Source organism: Halomonas sp. KM072 (assembly GCF_050710315.1).
Classification (GTDB): Bacteria; Pseudomonadota; Gammaproteobacteria; order Pseudomonadales; family Halomonadaceae; genus Vreelandella; species Vreelandella hamiltonii.
The window spans coordinates 2,533,657-2,549,231 of the sequence record NZ_CP136132.1 but is presented as its reverse complement, the minus strand read 5'-3'; the positions used below and the strand labels follow the sequence as shown (position 1 = coordinate 2,549,231).

Sequence of the window (15,575 nt, the reverse complement as noted above, 5' to 3'; positions counted from 1 at the left end):
TGGGAAGCAGTGTTGCTCAAAGGGCAACAGTTTCATAATGCATCGGTCATTGCTTGTCTGTCTATGCCACGCCTAGAGTGAAAAATATGTGACTGCTGCACTGCGTCATATACTTAAGTCTAGGAGAAGGGATGAAAATTCTGATCGCGGGTTTTCAGCATGAAACCAATACTTTCGCGCCTACCAAAGCTGTCTACGAGAGTTTTGTTCAAGGGGGAGGTTTTCCCGCGCTATGTCGGGATGAAGCTTTACTTGAGCTCGAAAAGGTAAATATACCGATTGGTGGATTTATCACGGCAGCCTTAGCCGAGGGGCATCAATTGTTACCCGTGATATGGGCCGCAGCAAGCCCTTCGGCGCATGTCACTAAAGATGCTTTTGAGCGTATTGCCGGTGAAATAACCCTCGCTGCTTCGTCTGATACTTTTGACGCTATTTATCTCGACCTACACGGCGCAATGGTTTGCGAACATCTCGCTGATGGCGAGGGTGAACTGTTGGCTAGACTGCGTGAGATCGTGGGCAGTGAACTACCGATAGTGGCTAGTCTTGACCTGCACGCCAATGTTACCCAGCGCATGCTTGAAGCGGCATCTGGCTTAGTGGCCTTCCGCACTTATCCACATGTGGATATGGCTGAAACGGGCGCCCGCACCATGGCGCTGCTCAAACGCATCTTCGATGGCGAGACGTTACATCTCTCGTCGCGGCGCATTCCTTTCCTTATTCCTATTTCCGCTGGCAGTACCTTTCTTGAACCAGCTCAGAGTGTCTATCACGGGCTTAGCGAACATGACCAGCGCAGTAACGGCGTGTGTTCATTCGCTGCCGGCTTTCCCGCAGCGGACTTTGCTGAATGCGGCCCAGTCGTTTGGGGGTATGGGGCCGACCGTGAGCGGCTAGAGGCTGACGTAGCGCGGCTTGCTGACGAGATCGTCACTCTTGAAGCGCGCTGGCAAGTCCCTTTTCTGACGCCTAAAGAGGCCGTTGCTGAAGCAATGCGGCTTGCTAATGGTGAAAACCGACCAGTGGTTATTGCTGATACCCAGGACAACCCGGGTGCCGGGGGCGATGCAACCACCACCGGTATGTTGCGTGCGCTGGTGGAAGCGGATGCCCAAGACGCCGCCTTAGGGTTGATTTGTGACCCGGCGGCGGCTGCAAAAGCACATGCCGTGGGTGAGGGGGCACGGATTTTGCTTGCGTTGGGTGGAGAACCAAGTGTTGGCGATGCACCACTGGAAGCCGAGTTCGAGGTGGTGCGCCTGAGCGATGGCCGCTGTCGTTTCGACGGCCCAATGATGCACGGCAATCAGGTCGATCTTGGCCCCAGTGCGCAGTTAAAAGTAGGCGGCGTGGCGATCTTAGTGACCAGTCGTAAGAGCCAACTACTAGATCGCAACCTGCTACGCATGGTGGGTATTGAGCCTGAGGTAAAGAAGATTTTAGTGCTCAAAAGCTCGGTACATTTTCGTGCCGATTTTCAGCCGATCGCCGCGGCTATTTTGATCGCCAAATCGCCTGGCCCAATGGCGGCTGACCCCGGCGAGCTGCCTTGGCGGTACCTGGAGCCGGGTATCCGAACTCGTCCCATGGGAGAGCCTTTTGTTCCTCCTGATGAGGCTTCGCAATCTAATTTGGTTGGCCACTCAGAGTAGTTCTATCACCAAGAAAAAAGAGGTATCACGATGCAATCTACAGTAGTGATTAAATCGTCTCCTGGCATGGTTCGGAGCCTGCTTAGTGCGACGCTGCTCAGTTTTGGTGCAATGTCATTTGTTGCCGAGACCCAGGCGCAAACCGTCAACGCAGTTATGCATTCAGGGGTGCGGATCATTGATCCAATCCTAACCACGGCGCATATCACCCGTAATCACGGTTATATGGTGTTCGATACCCTGCTCGGCATGAATGAAGAGTTCCAGCCACAGCCTCAGATGGCTGACTGGGAAATCTCTGATGACGGCTTGGTCTATACCTTCACGCTGCGCGACGGACTTACCTGGCACGATGGCGAGGCGGTCACCGCTGCCGACTGTGTTGCCTCTCTTGAGCGCTGGGCAAAACGCGACTCCGGTGGTTTGATGTTGATGAACCATGTCGAATCGCTTGAAGCCAGCGACGAACGCACCATCACCCTGACCTTATCTTCGCCGTTTAGCTATGTACTCGAGCTGCTTGCCAAGCCTTCCTCTGTTCCCGCATTCATGATGCCCGAGCGCCTGGCGAGCACAAGTCCTGAAGAGGCAATTCCTGAGCAGATCGGTTCTGGCCCTTTCCGTTTTGTTGCTGACGAGTTCCAGCCTGGTAATCGGGTTGTATATACCAAGTTCGAGGAGTACGTGCCCCGTGATGAGCCGCCAAGTTGGACGGCGGGCGGCAAGGTGGTCAATGTTGACCGCGTCGAGTGGATCACCATGCCCGACCAACAAACGGCTATTAACGCCTTGGGCAGTGGAGATATCGATTTCATTGAGCAGGTGCCGCTTGATCTGGCGCCGCTGCTTGAAACCAATGACGACCTAATCCTTGAGACACTCAGCGAGATGGGCAGCCAAACCATGGGGCGGATGAACTTCCTCTATCCGCCCTTTGACGATGTGCGTATTCGCCAGGCGGCGATGCTGGCGATGAATCAAGAGGATGTGCTTGCGGCCTTGGTTGGCAATGCTGATTACTACGAAGCATGTGGCTCTTTCTTTGGTTGCACGACGCCGTTAGGCAGTGATGCTGGCACCGATACCTGGATGGCCACTGGCGATCTTGATCGGGCTCGCGAGCTACTGGAAGAGGCGGGTTATGACGGCACCCCGGTAGTCATGCTACAGCCTACTGATGTGGCAACGGTCTCTCCCCAGCCGGTGGTGGCTGCTCAAGCACTGCGTCAGGCCGGTTTTAATGTCGAAATGCAGCCGATGGACTGGCAGACGCTGGTGACGCGACGTGCCAGCCAGAATGATCCAGCGGATGGAGGTTGGAACATGTTCTTCACCAACTGGATTATCCCGGAAGTGTGGAATCCTATCGTCAACCCGATGCTCAACGCCCAAGGGCGAGAGGGTAGTTTCTTCGGCTGGCCCAAGGATGAAGAGCTGGAAGCCATGCGCCTGGATTTCGCCATGGCTGAGAGTGACGAAGAGCGAGAGCGTATTGCAGAGGCGATACAAGTCCATGCGCTTGAACAGGTTATCTATGTGCCTCTAGGCGATTATCGCTCGGTCTCCTCCTGGTCCAACCAGCTCGACGGTGTGCTCAAAGGGCCTGTGCCCGTGTTCTGGAATCTGACTAAGAGCGAATAAGGTTTTGCCAGTGCGCGAGGGACATTACGTTCGCTAGTGAACCTGCGCACTGGCCTTGTTATTCGACCATGCCTATCCACAACCTATAGCAGGCACCGCATGTTCGCTTACTTCATTCGCCGTATTTTAGCCTCGATCCCCGTTATGTTGGTGGTAGCGCTGTTTGTCTTCCTACTGCTGCGTCTCTCGCCAGGAGATCCGGCAGCCATTATTGCTGGGGATATGGCAAGCCCCGCTCAACTCGCCAATATTCGGGCGGCATTAGGGCTTGATCAGCCGCTGCATATCCAGTTCTTTGTTTGGCTTGGAGAGTTGGTACGCGGCAATTTCGGGACATCGCTGATTTCCCAGACACCAGTATTAACAATGATCGGGCAGCGCCTAGAGCCAACCGTCAGTTTGGCGGTGGTAGCGATACTGTTTACCGTGGTTATCTCTGTTCCGCTAGGGGTCATTGCCGCTTGGCGCCATGGGCGCTTTCTCGACAACCTGGTGATGTCGGCCTCGGTGGTGGGGTTTTCGGTGCCGGTATTCGTGATTGGCTATTTATTGATTCAGCTGTTTGCCCTTGAGCTGGGCTGGCTGCCGGTGCAGGGCTTTCGAAGTCTTAGCGAGGGAATTGCCCCTTTTGCCAGTCGCATCGTGCTGCCAGCGCTAACGCTCTCTTCGATCTATATCGCGCTTATCACGCGTATGACCCGCGCCAGTATGCTTGAAGTTCTTGACGAGGATTATATCCGTACCGCCCGCGCCAAAGGGCTTGCCGAGCGTGCGGTGCTCTTTCGCCATGCCTTGCGTAATGCGGCGGTACCGATTCTAACCGTGATTGGTACCGGCTTTGCCCTGATGATTTCTGGGGTCGTGGTCACCGAGAGTGTGTTCAATATTCCTGGCCTAGGGCGGCTGATAGTGGACGCTGTACTGGCCCGCGACTACCCGGTGATCCAGGCGTTGATTCTGCTCACTGCCGGGCTCTACGTGATTATCAATCTACTGATCGATCTCTCCTACGCGATCACCGACCCGAGGATTCGCTACTGATGCATGCCTCGCACTCCCACTTTACCGTCGCCCCCGAAGGGCGCGGCGTTAGCCGCCTACTGTCGCGGCTAAGCCAGACTCGCCCGCAGGGAGTTACCCTGGCCGCTGGCCTTGTGCTGATCTTGATCGTAGCTGTCGCCCTGTTTGCACCTTGGCTAGCGAATCATGACCCGCTGGCGCTATCGCCCGCTAACCGCCTGAAGCCCATGGGGAGTGAGTTTTGGCTCGGCACCGACCCTTATGGACGCGATCTCTACTCACGGATTGTCTATGGCGCCCGCGTGTCGCTAACTGTCGGGCTAGGAGTGGCCGTGACAAGTGTGGCTATAGGCTTACCGCTAGGCTTGTTGGCGGGTTACTTCCGTACCCTTGACGCGATATTGATGCGCATCATGGATGGATTGATGGCAATCCCCGGCATCCTGCTGGCGATTGCCATTGTCTCGCTCACCAGCGCCTCCCTATGGACAGTGATGATCGCGATTATGGTTCCCGAGATCCCCCAAGTGGTGCGTCTGGTCCGCTCGAGGGTACTGGCAACTCGCGAAGAGGCATTTGTGGAGGCTGCGATATTGATGGGCACCTCCACACCGAAGCTGCTGTGGCGTCACTTGATGCCGAGTACCCTGGCCCCGCTGATCGTGCAGGGCACCTATATCTGTGCTTCTGCCATTCTTACCGAAGCTATTCTCTCCTTTCTTGGCGCGGGGATCGGCACTGAAACACCTTCATGGGGCAATATCATGTCCGAAGGGCGGGTTTACTTTCAGCTTAAGCCTTCGCTGATCTTCTGGGCCGGGCTGCTGCTATCGGCCTGCATTCTATCGATTAATCTGCTCGGCGATAGTGCACGCGATGCACTCGATCCGAAGATGAAACGGAGGATGTCATGATGGCGGACACCCCGATACTTGAGGTTGAAAACCTGGTTGTCGAAACCGCTGGGCATAAGCCTACGCGTATTCTGGACGCTATCTCATTCGCCATTAGCGCTGGCGAGACGCTGTGCCTGGTGGGGGAGAGCGGTTCGGGTAAATCGGTCACCTCGCTTGCCACAATGGGACTGCTGCCCCCCGGAGCGCTGGTCGCGCGCAGTGGGCAGATTCGGCTTGCCGGGGAGGATGTGCTCGCCGCCACACCGGCCCAGTTACTAGCCCTGCGCGGGCGGCATATGGCGATGATCTTTCAGGAGCCGATGACCGCACTTAACCCGGTGTTAAGCGTAGGCCGCCAGCTGGACGAAGTGCTGTGCCAGCACACCTCACAAACAGCCCCGCAGCGCCGAGCCCGAGTGCTTGAGGTGTTTGAACAAGTCCACCTTCCCGACGTTGAACGTATCTATACAAGCTACCCTCATCAGCTCTCGGGCGGCCAGCGCCAGCGCATCATGATTGCCATGGCGTTGCTACTTAAGCCTCAATTGCTGATTGCTGACGAACCTACCACCGCCTTAGATGTGACAACTCAGCATCAGATTTTGGCGCTGATTAAACAGCTCCAGCGCGAGCATGGCACCGCGGTGCTATTTATCACTCACGATATGGGCGTGGTGGTGGATATCGCTGACCGGGTATGCGTCATGCATCATGGCCAGCTGGTGGAAAGTGGCCCTGTTGACCAGGTGCTGGGTAACCCTCAAGAGGCTTACACCCAACGCCTGCTTGCCGCAGTGCCTAGTCTGCTACCACGCCCGCCGCGGGAGGCCACCAGCAATAAAACGGTGCTGGAAGTGCAGTCGCTTGAGAAAGTGTTCAACGCTAACCAGGGTCTGATGCGTTGGTTGCGTAAGCCCGTCGCGCCGACCCGCGCCGTGGATGATGTCAGCTTTGTGCTCAAACGTGGGCGAACGTTAGGTATCGTCGGGGAATCGGGGTCTGGAAAGTCGACGCTGGCGCGCTGTGTGATGCGACTTATTACCCCAACAGGCGGCAATATCAGGGTCAGCGGTAAGCAGATTACTGAGCTGCCTAAATCGATGCTCAAGCCGCACCGCAAGCGCATTCAGATGATCTTCCAGGATCCCAATCGTTCGCTTAACCCGCGTATGACGGTGGGGCAGAGCCTGATCGAAGGGCCGACCAACTACGGTACACCACGCCGAGAGGCGCTGGCTCGCGGGCGTGAACTGCTCGAACTGGTAGGCCTACCGGTTGATGCCATTGACCGCTACCCTCACCAGTTTTCGGGTGGCCAGCGCCAGCGTATCGCTATCGCCCGGGCATTGGCCATGGAGCCCGAGGTAATCGTCGCCGATGAGGCAGTCTCCGCGCTGGATGTTTCGGTGCAAGCCCAGGTACTCAAGCTGCTTAATGAGATCCAACTTCGGCTGGGGATTGCCGTGCTGTTTATTACCCACGATCTGCGCGTGGCCGCGCAAATTTGCGACGACGTGCTGGTGATGCAGCGTGGCCGACTAATCGAATATGGTCCAGCGGCCCAGGTGCTTGCCCAGCCCAAGGCTGAATACACACGGCAACTAATGGAAGCCGCACCGGGACGTAGCTGGGATTTTGCCGCCGGTGCACCGCTCAAACCATTGCTCAGCCCAGTTGAGACACCCTAAGAATGATGATTTGTCATCCCCAACGGAGAACAAGATGACTACGATTGCTCGCATAGAAGAGTACGGCGATGAGCTACGCGCTATCCGCCATGATCTACACGCCCACCCCGAAATTGGCTTTGAAGAGCAGCGAACCTCTTCCATCGTCGCGGGCCTGCTGAAAGAGTACGGCGTCGATGAAATTCACACCGGGATCGCCACCACCGGGGTGGTTGGCTTGATCCACGGTCGCCTTGGCCAGGGTAAGCGCATCGGGCTACGCGCCGATATGGATGCACTGCCCATGGAGGAAGAGAGTGGTCTCTCGTTTAGCTCACAAACACCTGGACGCTTCCACGGATGTGGCCATGACGGGCATACCACCATGCTGCTGGGTACCGCCCGCTATCTTGCCGAAACCCGTAACTTCGCTGGCACTGTCGTGCTAATTTTTCAGCCAGCGGAAGAGGGGTTGGGGGGCGCTCGACGCATGATTGCAGAAGGGCTTTTTGAGCGCTTCCCCTGCGATGAAATCTATGGGCTTCACAACTCACCTTTGCATGGCCCAGGCGAAGTCGCGCTGTGCCCTGGCCCCGCCATGGCAGGTGCCGATTTCTTTGATATCACCGTAACTGGGCGCGGCAGCCACGGGGCGATGCCACACTACTCCCGCGACCCTGTGATAGTCAGTGGCGCTTTGATTCAGGCGCTGCAAAGCATCGTCAGCCGTAATATCAACCCCCACGACCCCGTAGTGCTCTCGATCACTCAGGTGCACTCTGGGTCGGCCTATAATGTTATTCCTCAGACGGCCACCCTTGCCGGCACCGTAAGAACCTTTTCCGACAGCGTGCGCGAGCAAACCCGTGAGCGTATGCGCACGCTGGTCGCTGGCATGGCGGCAAGCTATGAAGTTGATATCAATATAGAGATTCGCGATGTGTTCAGCGTGTTGAATAACGCCCCCATGCAGACGGAGCTGCTCGCCGACGCCGCCCGGGAAATCGTCGGCGAGGCTAATGTAAGCACTGATAACAAGCCATTGATGGGTAGTGAGGATTTCGCGGATATGCTCAAGGTAGTACCTGGAGCATACTGCTGGGTGGGTCACAGCGGCAATATTCCGGTGCATAACCCAGCCTTCGTACTCGGCGACGATATTCTGCCGATTGGGGCCAGCCTATTTTCAAGGCTGATTGAAAAACGGCTGTCGCCCGGTGCATGAATTTTTACGGATCTAGCTGATAACCACATGCTTTTATTGACGCGAGGAATAGTGTCTGTATAATTCGCCTCCATTGCCGGTATGGCGGAATTGGTAGACGCAGCGGATTCAAAATCCGCCGCCTTTACGGGTGTGCCAGTTCGAGTCTGGCTACCGGCACCATCTTTGAAATCAGGGGCTTAGGCCCCTTTTTTCGTCTCTGAATACCTCGTTTTTCTAGTCCTCTTTTCCTTCGGTTGTCCACTTTGTGTCCATCGGAATGTGCGGCGCGTACTTGATGGCATCGGCCAAATGGTCGGGCGACAGGTGTGCATAACGCATGGTCATGGTGATGCTTTGGTGTCCGAGAATCTTTTGTAACGTCAATACGTCTCCCCCGTTCATCATGAAATGCGACGCGAAGGTGTGGCGCAGTACGTGTGTGCGTTGCCCAGGGGGCAGGTTGATTTGCGCCTCGAGGACGGCAGCCGAGAAGGCTTTGTAGGCGGGCTTGGGGAAAAGCCTGCCGACTCTGGGGCCGTGTGCTTTCAGGGCGTCGTAGAGATCCTGTGGAAGGGGGATCGTGCGGTTCCTGCGGTTCTTGGTCGCGGTGTAGGTGACGCGGCCATTACGAAGCATTTCAGCACGCAGGTACTGGGCTTCGCTCCAGCGGGCACCCGTGACCAGGCATAGACGTGTGATCAGATCCACGTGGGGGTTGTTGGATGCGCTGAGGGCGGTAAACAGGGCCTTGATATCGTCATGCGTCAGGTAAGTGAGTTCCTGTTCATGCAGGCGCAGGGGCTGCACCTTGGCGAAGGGGTTTCCTTCGGTCCATTCGTCGAGTCTTATCAGGGTGTTGAACACGGCGCGCAGGTGCGCCTGGTCATGGTTGACGGTGTTGGGGGTAATGCCAGACGCCAGGCGTTTCTGCCTGAGCAGGGAGGCATCGGCGGGGGTGATCGTGCTGGCCAGCGGGTTGCCGATCATGTCGGCCAATGCATTGAGCTGTGAGCACCGCCGTTTGCCGTCTCTGAGCGATACGCCGTGGTGGTTATACCAAAGCTCAATGAGATCCTTTAAACGGCGCTTGTCGCGTGGCTTGGGCTCGTAGGGCTCACCTATAGCAGCCTGACCCAGCACGTAGCTTTCAAAACGCTTTGCCTTGGCCTGGGTGGGGAAGGTTTTACGAACCCGTTTGCCATGGGCACCAAAGGGCCGTACATCGACCTGCCAGCCTTTCTCTACTCTTTTGATGGCCATTTCTACGCTGCCTTCCCTATTAGCCGTCGCTCGATGAGCTTCTGTTCCACGATCTGCCGGAATTGCCCTGAATCCACCCCTCGTCGTCGGTAGTATTCTGCGAGGTCGTCCCACATGCCGGAACGTTGGAGGAAGCGGACGGCTTCGTGGGTGCGGTATCCCTGGCGGGCATAGATGCTAATGAGGTTGCCGAACGCCAGGGTGACGTTCTTTTCGTTGCCAAGCCCTGGGGCTTTGCGTGCCCGTTTGTACATGAAGCCTGGTTCATGGCAGTAGAAACGGGCGTCTTCCTGCATGACTTGCCACGCGGGATCAATGAGGTTGCGGCGTGTGTCCAGTCGATAGGATTGCATGGCGGTACGCCATAGGCCGGAGAGGTGCGGTACCACGTCCACAAAGCGGTTAAAGCCGTGGGTGTGATCGAGGACTTCACCGGTATCGACGTTGCAGGGGATGCCCTGGGCGTATTCACGCAGGACGGACTGGTGAAAGCGTAGCTCGATGCGCCACACGGTTTCTTCGGGGTCGTAGGTGCCATTGAGGTCGTCATCGACGGCGTTCTTCCAGATACCTTCCCAGAAGTGCATCTTGTCGCGGTGGCTGGCTTCTAATGTCTTGTTGTAGATACAGCATTGCAGCGCGCCTGCCGTACCAAACATGAAGGTTTCCCCGCGGCCATAGGTGGTGGCGATGTTGGAGTGGTCAAACTCCAGGGTAGCGACGCCGTCGATCGCCATGACCTTCTTCGAACGGGTGATGAAACGCTCCATGAAATCCCTGGGGGGCTCCCAGCCCTGGACGTCCAGGGCGAGGTGGACAGCGGCACCGATGGGCTCGATATGAGCCAGCATGTGGGCGGCGATGTTGTCCATGAAGTCCTGGCACTCCTGAGGGCTGCGCTCCTGGATGAAGTGGGGCGAGAGTTCGATTTTCAGGTGGGTACCGATGTTCTCGACTTTGACGTGACGGGCCTGGAAAAAGACGATGACGCCCAGTTCATTGTTCTGGAGTCGATAGCGGAAGCCGGAACCGGCAGCGCCGGCCCCTACTGACCAGGTTTGATCAAAGAGGCGCATGGTGGCGCCTTTGCCTTCGTTGTAGACGTCGATGATTTCATGAAACTGGTGAAGGCACGGCTTGCCCTGGTAGAGCTGCCGGACGGTGTCCACGCCTGCGTTCAAGATGCGTAAGTGGTTCAGTTCTCGCTGACCCAGCGAGCTGATGAGCAGCCTTCCGAACTTGTCCTGTTCACCGCGTTGCAGTGACGCAAGCGAGTAGCGTTCCCAACGTTCCATAGCCTGATTCCCTGTATTTTTTGAAATGCCGTAATGTGCTGTAGTGAGCCGATAGCTCGGTTGAACGAATTACTCTGCGAGACGTGTTACAGGGAGGGTCTCGACCTCCTGCCGCCAGCCCGCTACCCCCCGCTGCGCAGGGGGTAGCGGGCTGTCAGCCGTCGGTAGGGAAGCGGTGTGAGTCGCGTCATAACGGGGCAGCACCGTGGCCTGGAGCAGTACGTGGAGGTTGGTGCGCTGGGTGGAGGTGGATTCGTTCTGAAAGAGGCGGCCCGCTACGGGGACGCTTGAGAGCCCTGGCACACCGGAGACCTGGGAGCGGTCATCCTGTGATGATAGGCCGCCCAGGAGCAGGGTCTGGCCGGAGCGGATTTGCACGGTGGTGTTGATTTGGCGCTGGTTGGTGATGATGTCGGACGCCAGCAGGGAATCCGTGAGCGAGTCGGCGGAGGTGGTGATGTCCATGATCACTAGGCCGGAGGCGGTGACCACGGGCAGGACGTTCAGGCGTATGCCCACGTCGCGGCGTTCGATGGTCTGAAAGGGGCTGTTGACGTCGGCGGACTGCCCCGTGACGCGTCCGGTGACGAAGGGGACGTTCTGGCCAATCGAGATATTGCCGCGCTTGCCGGAGAGCGTGAGGATCTGCGGCGTAGAGAGGACGTTAGAGCGGGAGTCGCGCTGGAGGGCGTTGATGGCAAAGGCCAGTACATCGCCGTCAAAGATGCCGAACGTGCCCCCTGATGAGGCCAGCGAGGTGCCCAGGCTGGCGGTGTTGAAGCCACCGGCGATGCGTGAGCCCGCAGTCGGTGTAGTGCGTCCAAGCGCTACGCCAAGATCGAAGGTATCGCCGTCGCTGGTTTCGAAGATGACGGCCTGGATGAGGACTTGAGGGTGGGATACATCGACCTGGGGCAGCATGCCCTGGAGCTGTTCAAGCTGCTTTTCGGCCCCCCTGGCCAGGATGGCGTTGGAGGCGTGGAGTACCTGAACGCGGGGCTGGGCGGTGCCGTCCTGGTTGTGCTGGTTCAGGAAGGTGGTGATTAGCGGGGCGATATCGTCGGCCCGCACGTTGTCGAACTGGAACAGGTGGGTGGCCTGGGGCTCCGGTCGTGGGGTCAGCACGGGCGTATTGGCGAAGGCGTTGGCGGTTGGGGTGGACGGTGCTGGGCTGGCCGTGGGGGTGCTGGGCCGCTGCTGGGTGGGTGCGACCGTGGGCGGGTTGCCGGGCAGAATGGTGTAGCCGTGTGAACTCAGCACGCCCAGAAAGAACTCCTCGAGCTGGTGATCGGGCACATCGGGGGCGTAGACGGTGAGCGTTCCGGTGGTGCTGGGGTGAATGGCCAACGGGGTGTTGGTCTGTTCCACGTACCAGCGCACGAAGTCCCGAATATCGGTATCTTGCATCTGGATCGGCGTGGCATACGCGCTGGTGAGAGAAGCCGTGGTGAGCGCGATGGCGGCGAGGGTGTTAGCAGCGAACTTCTTCATGGGTGACTCCATTTTCTATGCGGACGAGGCAAGCATTCACGGGGACGATGGTGAAGCCCTGGCGGGCGAGGTCGTCGGTGGTGGATGGGGTGCGGTCGCTATCAATGAGGCGGTAAGTGGTGCGGTCACCAAACTGGCTAAAGCTGGCGATGCGGGTGGTGCTGAGGTTGGGTAGCTCAAGGGGTGCCACGGGTGCCGGTGTGTTGTCTGTGCGGGCGTTGACGCGGTCGGCGACGAGTACCGAGAGGGTGATAAAGCAGCCCAGGGCGAACGAGGCGAGCGTGAGGAAGGGGCGGTTGAAGCGCTTCCAGTAAATACGGGTCATCTTCATGTAAAACCTCGCGTCATGCGGTACGCGGTGCATGCCGTGGGTGTACCAGGGCGGCAGCACGGAGTACGTGCCGTGTGGGTAGTGGTCGGAGAAGGATTGCTTGGTGTCGTACGCGGGGTAGAGGGCGCGGCCTGTGTAGGTCCAGCGTTCGACGGTGAGGCTTTGCGGGGAGTCGCCATACTTGACGATGCCAAGGTGTACTTTCGGCATGGGCATTTTGGAGCCCATGAACAGGGAGTAGATGGCCCCCACGAAGGGCACGGCCACACGATCCAGACGACGGCAATAGACCACGTGTTCCGCCAGGGCGACGCGGGCTTGCTTGTCCATGATCGTTAAGTCTTGAATCAGAAAAATGATATCCCAGCCCAATTTACGGGCATGGAGAAACCAGTTGATGACGTCCTGACGGCTTTTATCCGCCCAGGAGCGGGCGTTGAACCAGGTGCCGCACTCATCGAGAACGAGCAGGCCGTTCTTGTGTTCGTCGTAGGAGTCAGTGCCCGTGCCGATGGCTTCCAGGTCGGCCAGGACAGGCTTATCAGGGATGCGGTAGCAGCGGGTATTCCTGGGCTTTTCACCGATGAGCTTATCGAGGTTCAAGTCCAGGTTGGTGGCCACCTTGCAGCCCTGGTTCAGCTTGTCCTTAATCTTGCCCACGGCGACCAGGGTTTTGCCCGCGCCGAGTTTGCCAGTGACAACGTAAACGGCCATTAGAGAACGGGCCTCCCTTGCTCCCAGTCGATCAACTGGCGTTTCTGCTGGAAGACCCATACCGCGACCTTGCTGCTGTAGATGGCCGCCATGCAGGCTTCGAAGTTGTCGGGTTTGATGGCACCGATGCCTTGGGCAAGGTCGGAAGGCAGTGAGGCGCTCACGCCGCTGATGATGGCCACAAAGGTAACGGCCAAGCCGACCAGGAGAGAGAGGTAAAGGGTCGTCCAGACCAAAATGCCCGCTAGGCGATTGGTAAAGCGGGCAGCAATACGGGTGACGAACCATTCAACGATGCGGGTGAAGAAGCCAATCAAGGCCCCCATGCCAAGCAGAGCGGGTAAGGCCATTTATGCAGTCCTCTGACCGGAGCGGAAGAAGGTGTCCACGACGCTAACGACCGTCCAGAAGTAGACGATCCACGTTAGCCAGAGCTTGGCGGTGTTCGTTGCCTGACAGGAGATTTGCATCTGGCCAAACTGAATAGGCGTGCAGCTGCGGGACGGTAAAGAGGGCAGGCGGGAAGTGACTTGTTCAGCGATGCCCGAACTTGAGCCGTCGCCGATCTCATCCATGAAGGTGTTCACTTCCTCATTGTAGAGCTGGCGTTCTTCTTCGAGGCCATCGAGGGTTTCATCCATGCCCGAGGTGTTCAGCAGGTCGTTGCCTTCGCCCACTTCCTCGGTTAAACGACCCACGAGGTTGTCCACCATGCCGTTAGCAATGTTCTGGATGCAGCCCAGGAGCCCCTTATCGTTGGTCGCGGCGGTATGGCCGTCATCGGTTTGTTGGCCATCGGGGTAGCAAGTGCCTAGACCGAGCGCGTTGGTGATCGTGTTGCCGAGGCCGTCAAACATACCCTGGACTTCTTCGGTTTGTTCGCCAATGGCATCGCCAAAGCCTTCGCCGAGGGCTTCCAAGCCTTCGCTGATGCCTTCGGACTGGCTGTTGATCGCGCCTGAAAGGTCGTTGGAGACGGCCTCGAGCGCGTTCTGGTTGGATTGGCCAGAGGAACGAATCGCTTCAATAATGCCGGATTCATCAAATTCAAACTCCGGTACGGTAGAGCCACCGCCACCGGAGGAACCGCCAGAACCATCGCCGGAGTCGTTGCCGCCATCGCTACCACCGGAGTTGCCACCAGAATCGCCGCCATCGTTACCGCCTGGGTCGGTGGGGTCGGTAGGGGTTGTTGGGTCGGTAGGATCACCGCCGCCAGTATCACCACCATTGTCACCGCCAGAACCGCCACCGGAACTTGGCTTTGAGTAAATATTGCCGTCTGAACCGATATACTGAAAATAATCAGGCGCGCTATCCCAATCAACTAAGTACGACTTATCACCGATAGAGACACAGCTAGCATTATCGGAACAACCGCCAGGAAGCTCTGTTAAATAATCATTACCAGAAAAGTCAACAACTGAAAAAGTACCATCTGAACTAGAACCTAAACTACCGGCAATATGTTGACCAAAGTCACCAATAGAGCCAGTAGACTCAGAAGTTATAGAAACAAGGCACTGAAGATCATCACCAGAACCGAAACAACCATCAACGCCACCAGAAGCAGAAACAGAACAAGCACCGCTGTGAGTTTTTACCACACCACCAGCAGATAGATAATTGTAAACGTCAGGGTTATTTGTTGAATAACTGTCGCCATTTTCTGACTGACAGACATCATCTGACCTTAAACCATAATTCATATTAGAAGGGATATCATAAACAACTGTAGTAGAAACAGAACCAACAAAACGAAATCTACTCCTGTCACTGCTATCAAATGAGGAACCGTAAGCTACAGAAACACAATCCCTAGTAGCACAATAAGATGAAACCCTTTCTCTAACACGATTTATAACATAACGTCTATTATTGTCAGCAGAAGAAGCATATTGCGCACTATCAGAAAATTTAACTCCAGGAAGGTTATTAGCCTCATCTAAAGAGATTGTTGTATCTGACATATCATTAACAGCTTGAGCAAAAGAATAATCAGAAAACACCATTAAAAAAGGCGCTGTTAGTGTTAAGAGAACGGCTTTTTTAATCATGTTTCCTCCAGTATTGAAAAAGGGGCGTTGCCGCCCCTTGGGTGTCCCTTGCTGAGGGGGTATCAGGTCGCGCGGCTGATGAACTTCTTGAACAGCTTGATGCCGACCAGGGCGGAGGTGACGCCGATCACCACTGGCCATGCATCGCCAGCGAAGTCGGAAGCCTGGCTTGAGATGGCGGTGAACGCGGCGGATGCCCCTGGTGCTTCTTGGGCGTGAGCGACTGCCGAACCCATGAGCAGTCCGGCACCGCCCACGATCTTGCCGCTTCCTTGGGTAGCGGCGTGTTTGACGTGTTGCGTGATGGCTTTGAGTTTCATGAGACAGACTCCATAAAG

At 56.9% G+C, this 15,575-nt stretch carries 13 protein-coding genes and 1 tRNA gene; 7 read left to right on the top strand and 7 right to left on the bottom strand.

The window, feature by feature from the left end:
- Positions 1 to 131: 131 nt before the first annotated feature.
- The 7 genes from RVM26_RS12015 (at position 132) to RVM26_RS11985 (ending at position 8,269) form a co-directional block, all read left to right on the top strand.
- A complete protein-coding gene (locus tag RVM26_RS12015; RefSeq protein ID WP_100731809.1) occupies positions 132 to 1,658 on the top strand; it encodes a M81 family metallopeptidase in 1,527 nt (508 codons plus the stop codon).
- A 30-nt stretch (positions 1,659 to 1,688) separates the two neighbouring features.
- Complete coding sequence (locus RVM26_RS12010; protein ID WP_198517567.1) at positions 1,689 to 3,299, top strand: ABC transporter substrate-binding protein; 1,611 nt, start codon at positions 1,689 to 1,691, stop codon at positions 3,297 to 3,299.
- A 99-nt stretch (positions 3,300 to 3,398) separates the two neighbouring features.
- The gene (locus tag RVM26_RS12005) at positions 3,399 to 4,340 is read left to right on the top strand and encodes an ABC transporter permease (protein ID WP_058579874.1); all 942 of its coding nucleotides are present in this window, start codon (positions 3,399 to 3,401) and stop codon (positions 4,338 to 4,340) included.
- On the top strand, positions 4,340 to 5,233 hold the full coding sequence (locus RVM26_RS12000) for an ABC transporter permease (protein WP_084812742.1): 894 nt from the start codon (positions 4,340 to 4,342) through the stop codon (positions 5,231 to 5,233). The genes RVM26_RS12005 and RVM26_RS12000 overlap by 1 nt, the downstream gene beginning before the upstream one ends.
- Positions 5,230 to 6,903: an ABC transporter ATP-binding protein gene (locus tag RVM26_RS11995; protein ID WP_232710885.1), complete on the top strand. Its 1,674-nt coding sequence runs from the start codon at positions 5,230 to 5,232 to the stop codon at positions 6,901 to 6,903. Before RVM26_RS12000 ends, RVM26_RS11995 begins: the two co-directional genes overlap by 4 nt.
- A gap of 34 nt (positions 6,904 to 6,937) precedes the next feature.
- Positions 6,938 to 8,107: a M20 aminoacylase family protein gene (locus tag RVM26_RS11990; protein WP_498938828.1), complete on the top strand. Its 1,170-nt coding sequence runs from the start codon at positions 6,938 to 6,940 to the stop codon at positions 8,105 to 8,107.
- Positions 8,108 to 8,182: 75 nt separating this feature from the next.
- Positions 8,183 to 8,269: transfer RNA gene (locus tag RVM26_RS11985), tRNA-Leu, on the top strand.
- 54 nt (positions 8,270 to 8,323) lie between these two features.
- On the opposite strand, the gene RVM26_RS11980 is transcribed toward RVM26_RS11985, so the two are convergent.
- The 7 genes from RVM26_RS11980 to RVM26_RS11950 all read right to left on the bottom strand — a co-directional run bounded on the left by RVM26_RS11980 (position 8,324) and on the right by RVM26_RS11950 (position 15,557).
- Entirely contained in the window at positions 8,324 to 9,349 is a 1,026-nt protein-coding gene (locus tag RVM26_RS11980) for a site-specific integrase (protein ID WP_498938826.1), read from the bottom strand.
- 2 nt (positions 9,350 to 9,351) lie between these two features.
- The gene (locus RVM26_RS11975; RefSeq protein ID WP_498938825.1) at positions 9,352 to 10,644 is read right to left on the bottom strand and encodes a phage replication initiation factor; all 1,293 of its coding nucleotides are present in this window, start codon (positions 10,642 to 10,644) and stop codon (positions 9,352 to 9,354) included.
- Between the two features lie 69 nt (positions 10,645 to 10,713).
- Complete coding sequence (locus tag RVM26_RS11970) at positions 10,714 to 12,135, bottom strand: secretin GspD/PilQ domain-containing protein (RefSeq protein WP_498938823.1); 1,422 nt, start codon at positions 12,133 to 12,135, stop codon at positions 10,714 to 10,716.
- Positions 12,116 to 13,180: a P-loop NTPase family protein gene (locus tag RVM26_RS11965; RefSeq protein ID WP_498938822.1), complete on the bottom strand. Its 1,065-nt coding sequence runs from the start codon at positions 13,178 to 13,180 to the stop codon at positions 12,116 to 12,118. Before RVM26_RS11965 ends, RVM26_RS11970 begins: the two co-directional genes overlap by 20 nt.
- A complete protein-coding gene (locus RVM26_RS11960) occupies positions 13,180 to 13,530 on the bottom strand; it encodes a DUF5455 family protein (RefSeq protein ID WP_096922218.1) in 351 nt (116 codons plus the stop codon). The genes RVM26_RS11965 and RVM26_RS11960 overlap by 1 nt, the downstream gene beginning before the upstream one ends.
- Positions 13,531 to 15,237: a hypothetical protein gene (locus RVM26_RS11955; RefSeq protein WP_498938820.1), complete on the bottom strand. Its 1,707-nt coding sequence runs from the start codon at positions 15,235 to 15,237 to the stop codon at positions 13,531 to 13,533. It abuts the gene before it with no gap.
- Positions 15,238 to 15,299: 62 nt separating this feature from the next.
- The gene (locus tag RVM26_RS11950) at positions 15,300 to 15,557 is read right to left on the bottom strand and encodes a major coat protein (protein WP_498938818.1); all 258 of its coding nucleotides are present in this window, start codon (positions 15,555 to 15,557) and stop codon (positions 15,300 to 15,302) included.
- Between the last annotated feature and the right edge of the window lie 18 nt (positions 15,558 to 15,575).

Excerpts from the sequence above, each read along its gene's own strand:
- RVM26_RS12005 (WP_058579874.1), top strand. The coding sequence starts at position 3,399 with ATGTTCGCTTACTTCATTCGCCGTATTTTAGCCTCGATCCCCGTTATG.
- RVM26_RS11980 (WP_498938826.1), bottom strand. The coding sequence starts at position 9,349 with ATGGCCATCAAAAGAGTAGAGAAAGGCTGGCAGGTCGATGTACGGCCC.
- RVM26_RS11950 (WP_498938818.1), bottom strand. The coding sequence starts at position 15,557 with ATGAAACTCAAAGCCATCACGCAACACGTCAAACACGCCGCTACCCAA.
- RVM26_RS11965 (WP_498938822.1), bottom strand. The coding sequence starts at position 13,180 with ATGGCCGTTTACGTTGTCACTGGCAAACTCGGCGCGGGCAAAACCCTG.
- RVM26_RS11990 (WP_498938828.1), top strand. The coding sequence starts at position 6,938 with ATGACTACGATTGCTCGCATAGAAGAGTACGGCGATGAGCTACGCGCT.
- RVM26_RS12015 (WP_100731809.1), top strand. The coding sequence starts at position 132 with ATGAAAATTCTGATCGCGGGTTTTCAGCATGAAACCAATACTTTCGCG.
- RVM26_RS11970 (WP_498938823.1), bottom strand. The coding sequence starts at position 12,135 with ATGAAGAAGTTCGCTGCTAACACCCTCGCCGCCATCGCGCTCACCACG.
- RVM26_RS11995 (WP_232710885.1), top strand. The coding sequence starts at position 5,230 with ATGATGGCGGACACCCCGATACTTGAGGTTGAAAACCTGGTTGTCGAA.
- RVM26_RS12010 (WP_198517567.1), top strand. The coding sequence starts at position 1,689 with ATGCAATCTACAGTAGTGATTAAATCGTCTCCTGGCATGGTTCGGAGC.
- RVM26_RS11975 (WP_498938825.1), bottom strand. The coding sequence starts at position 10,644 with ATGGAACGTTGGGAACGCTACTCGCTTGCGTCACTGCAACGCGGTGAA.
- RVM26_RS11955 (WP_498938820.1), bottom strand. The coding sequence starts at position 15,237 with ATGATTAAAAAAGCCGTTCTCTTAACACTAACAGCGCCTTTTTTAATG.
- RVM26_RS12000 (WP_084812742.1), top strand. The coding sequence starts at position 4,340 with ATGCATGCCTCGCACTCCCACTTTACCGTCGCCCCCGAAGGGCGCGGC.
- RVM26_RS11960 (WP_096922218.1), bottom strand. The coding sequence starts at position 13,530 with ATGGCCTTACCCGCTCTGCTTGGCATGGGGGCCTTGATTGGCTTCTTC.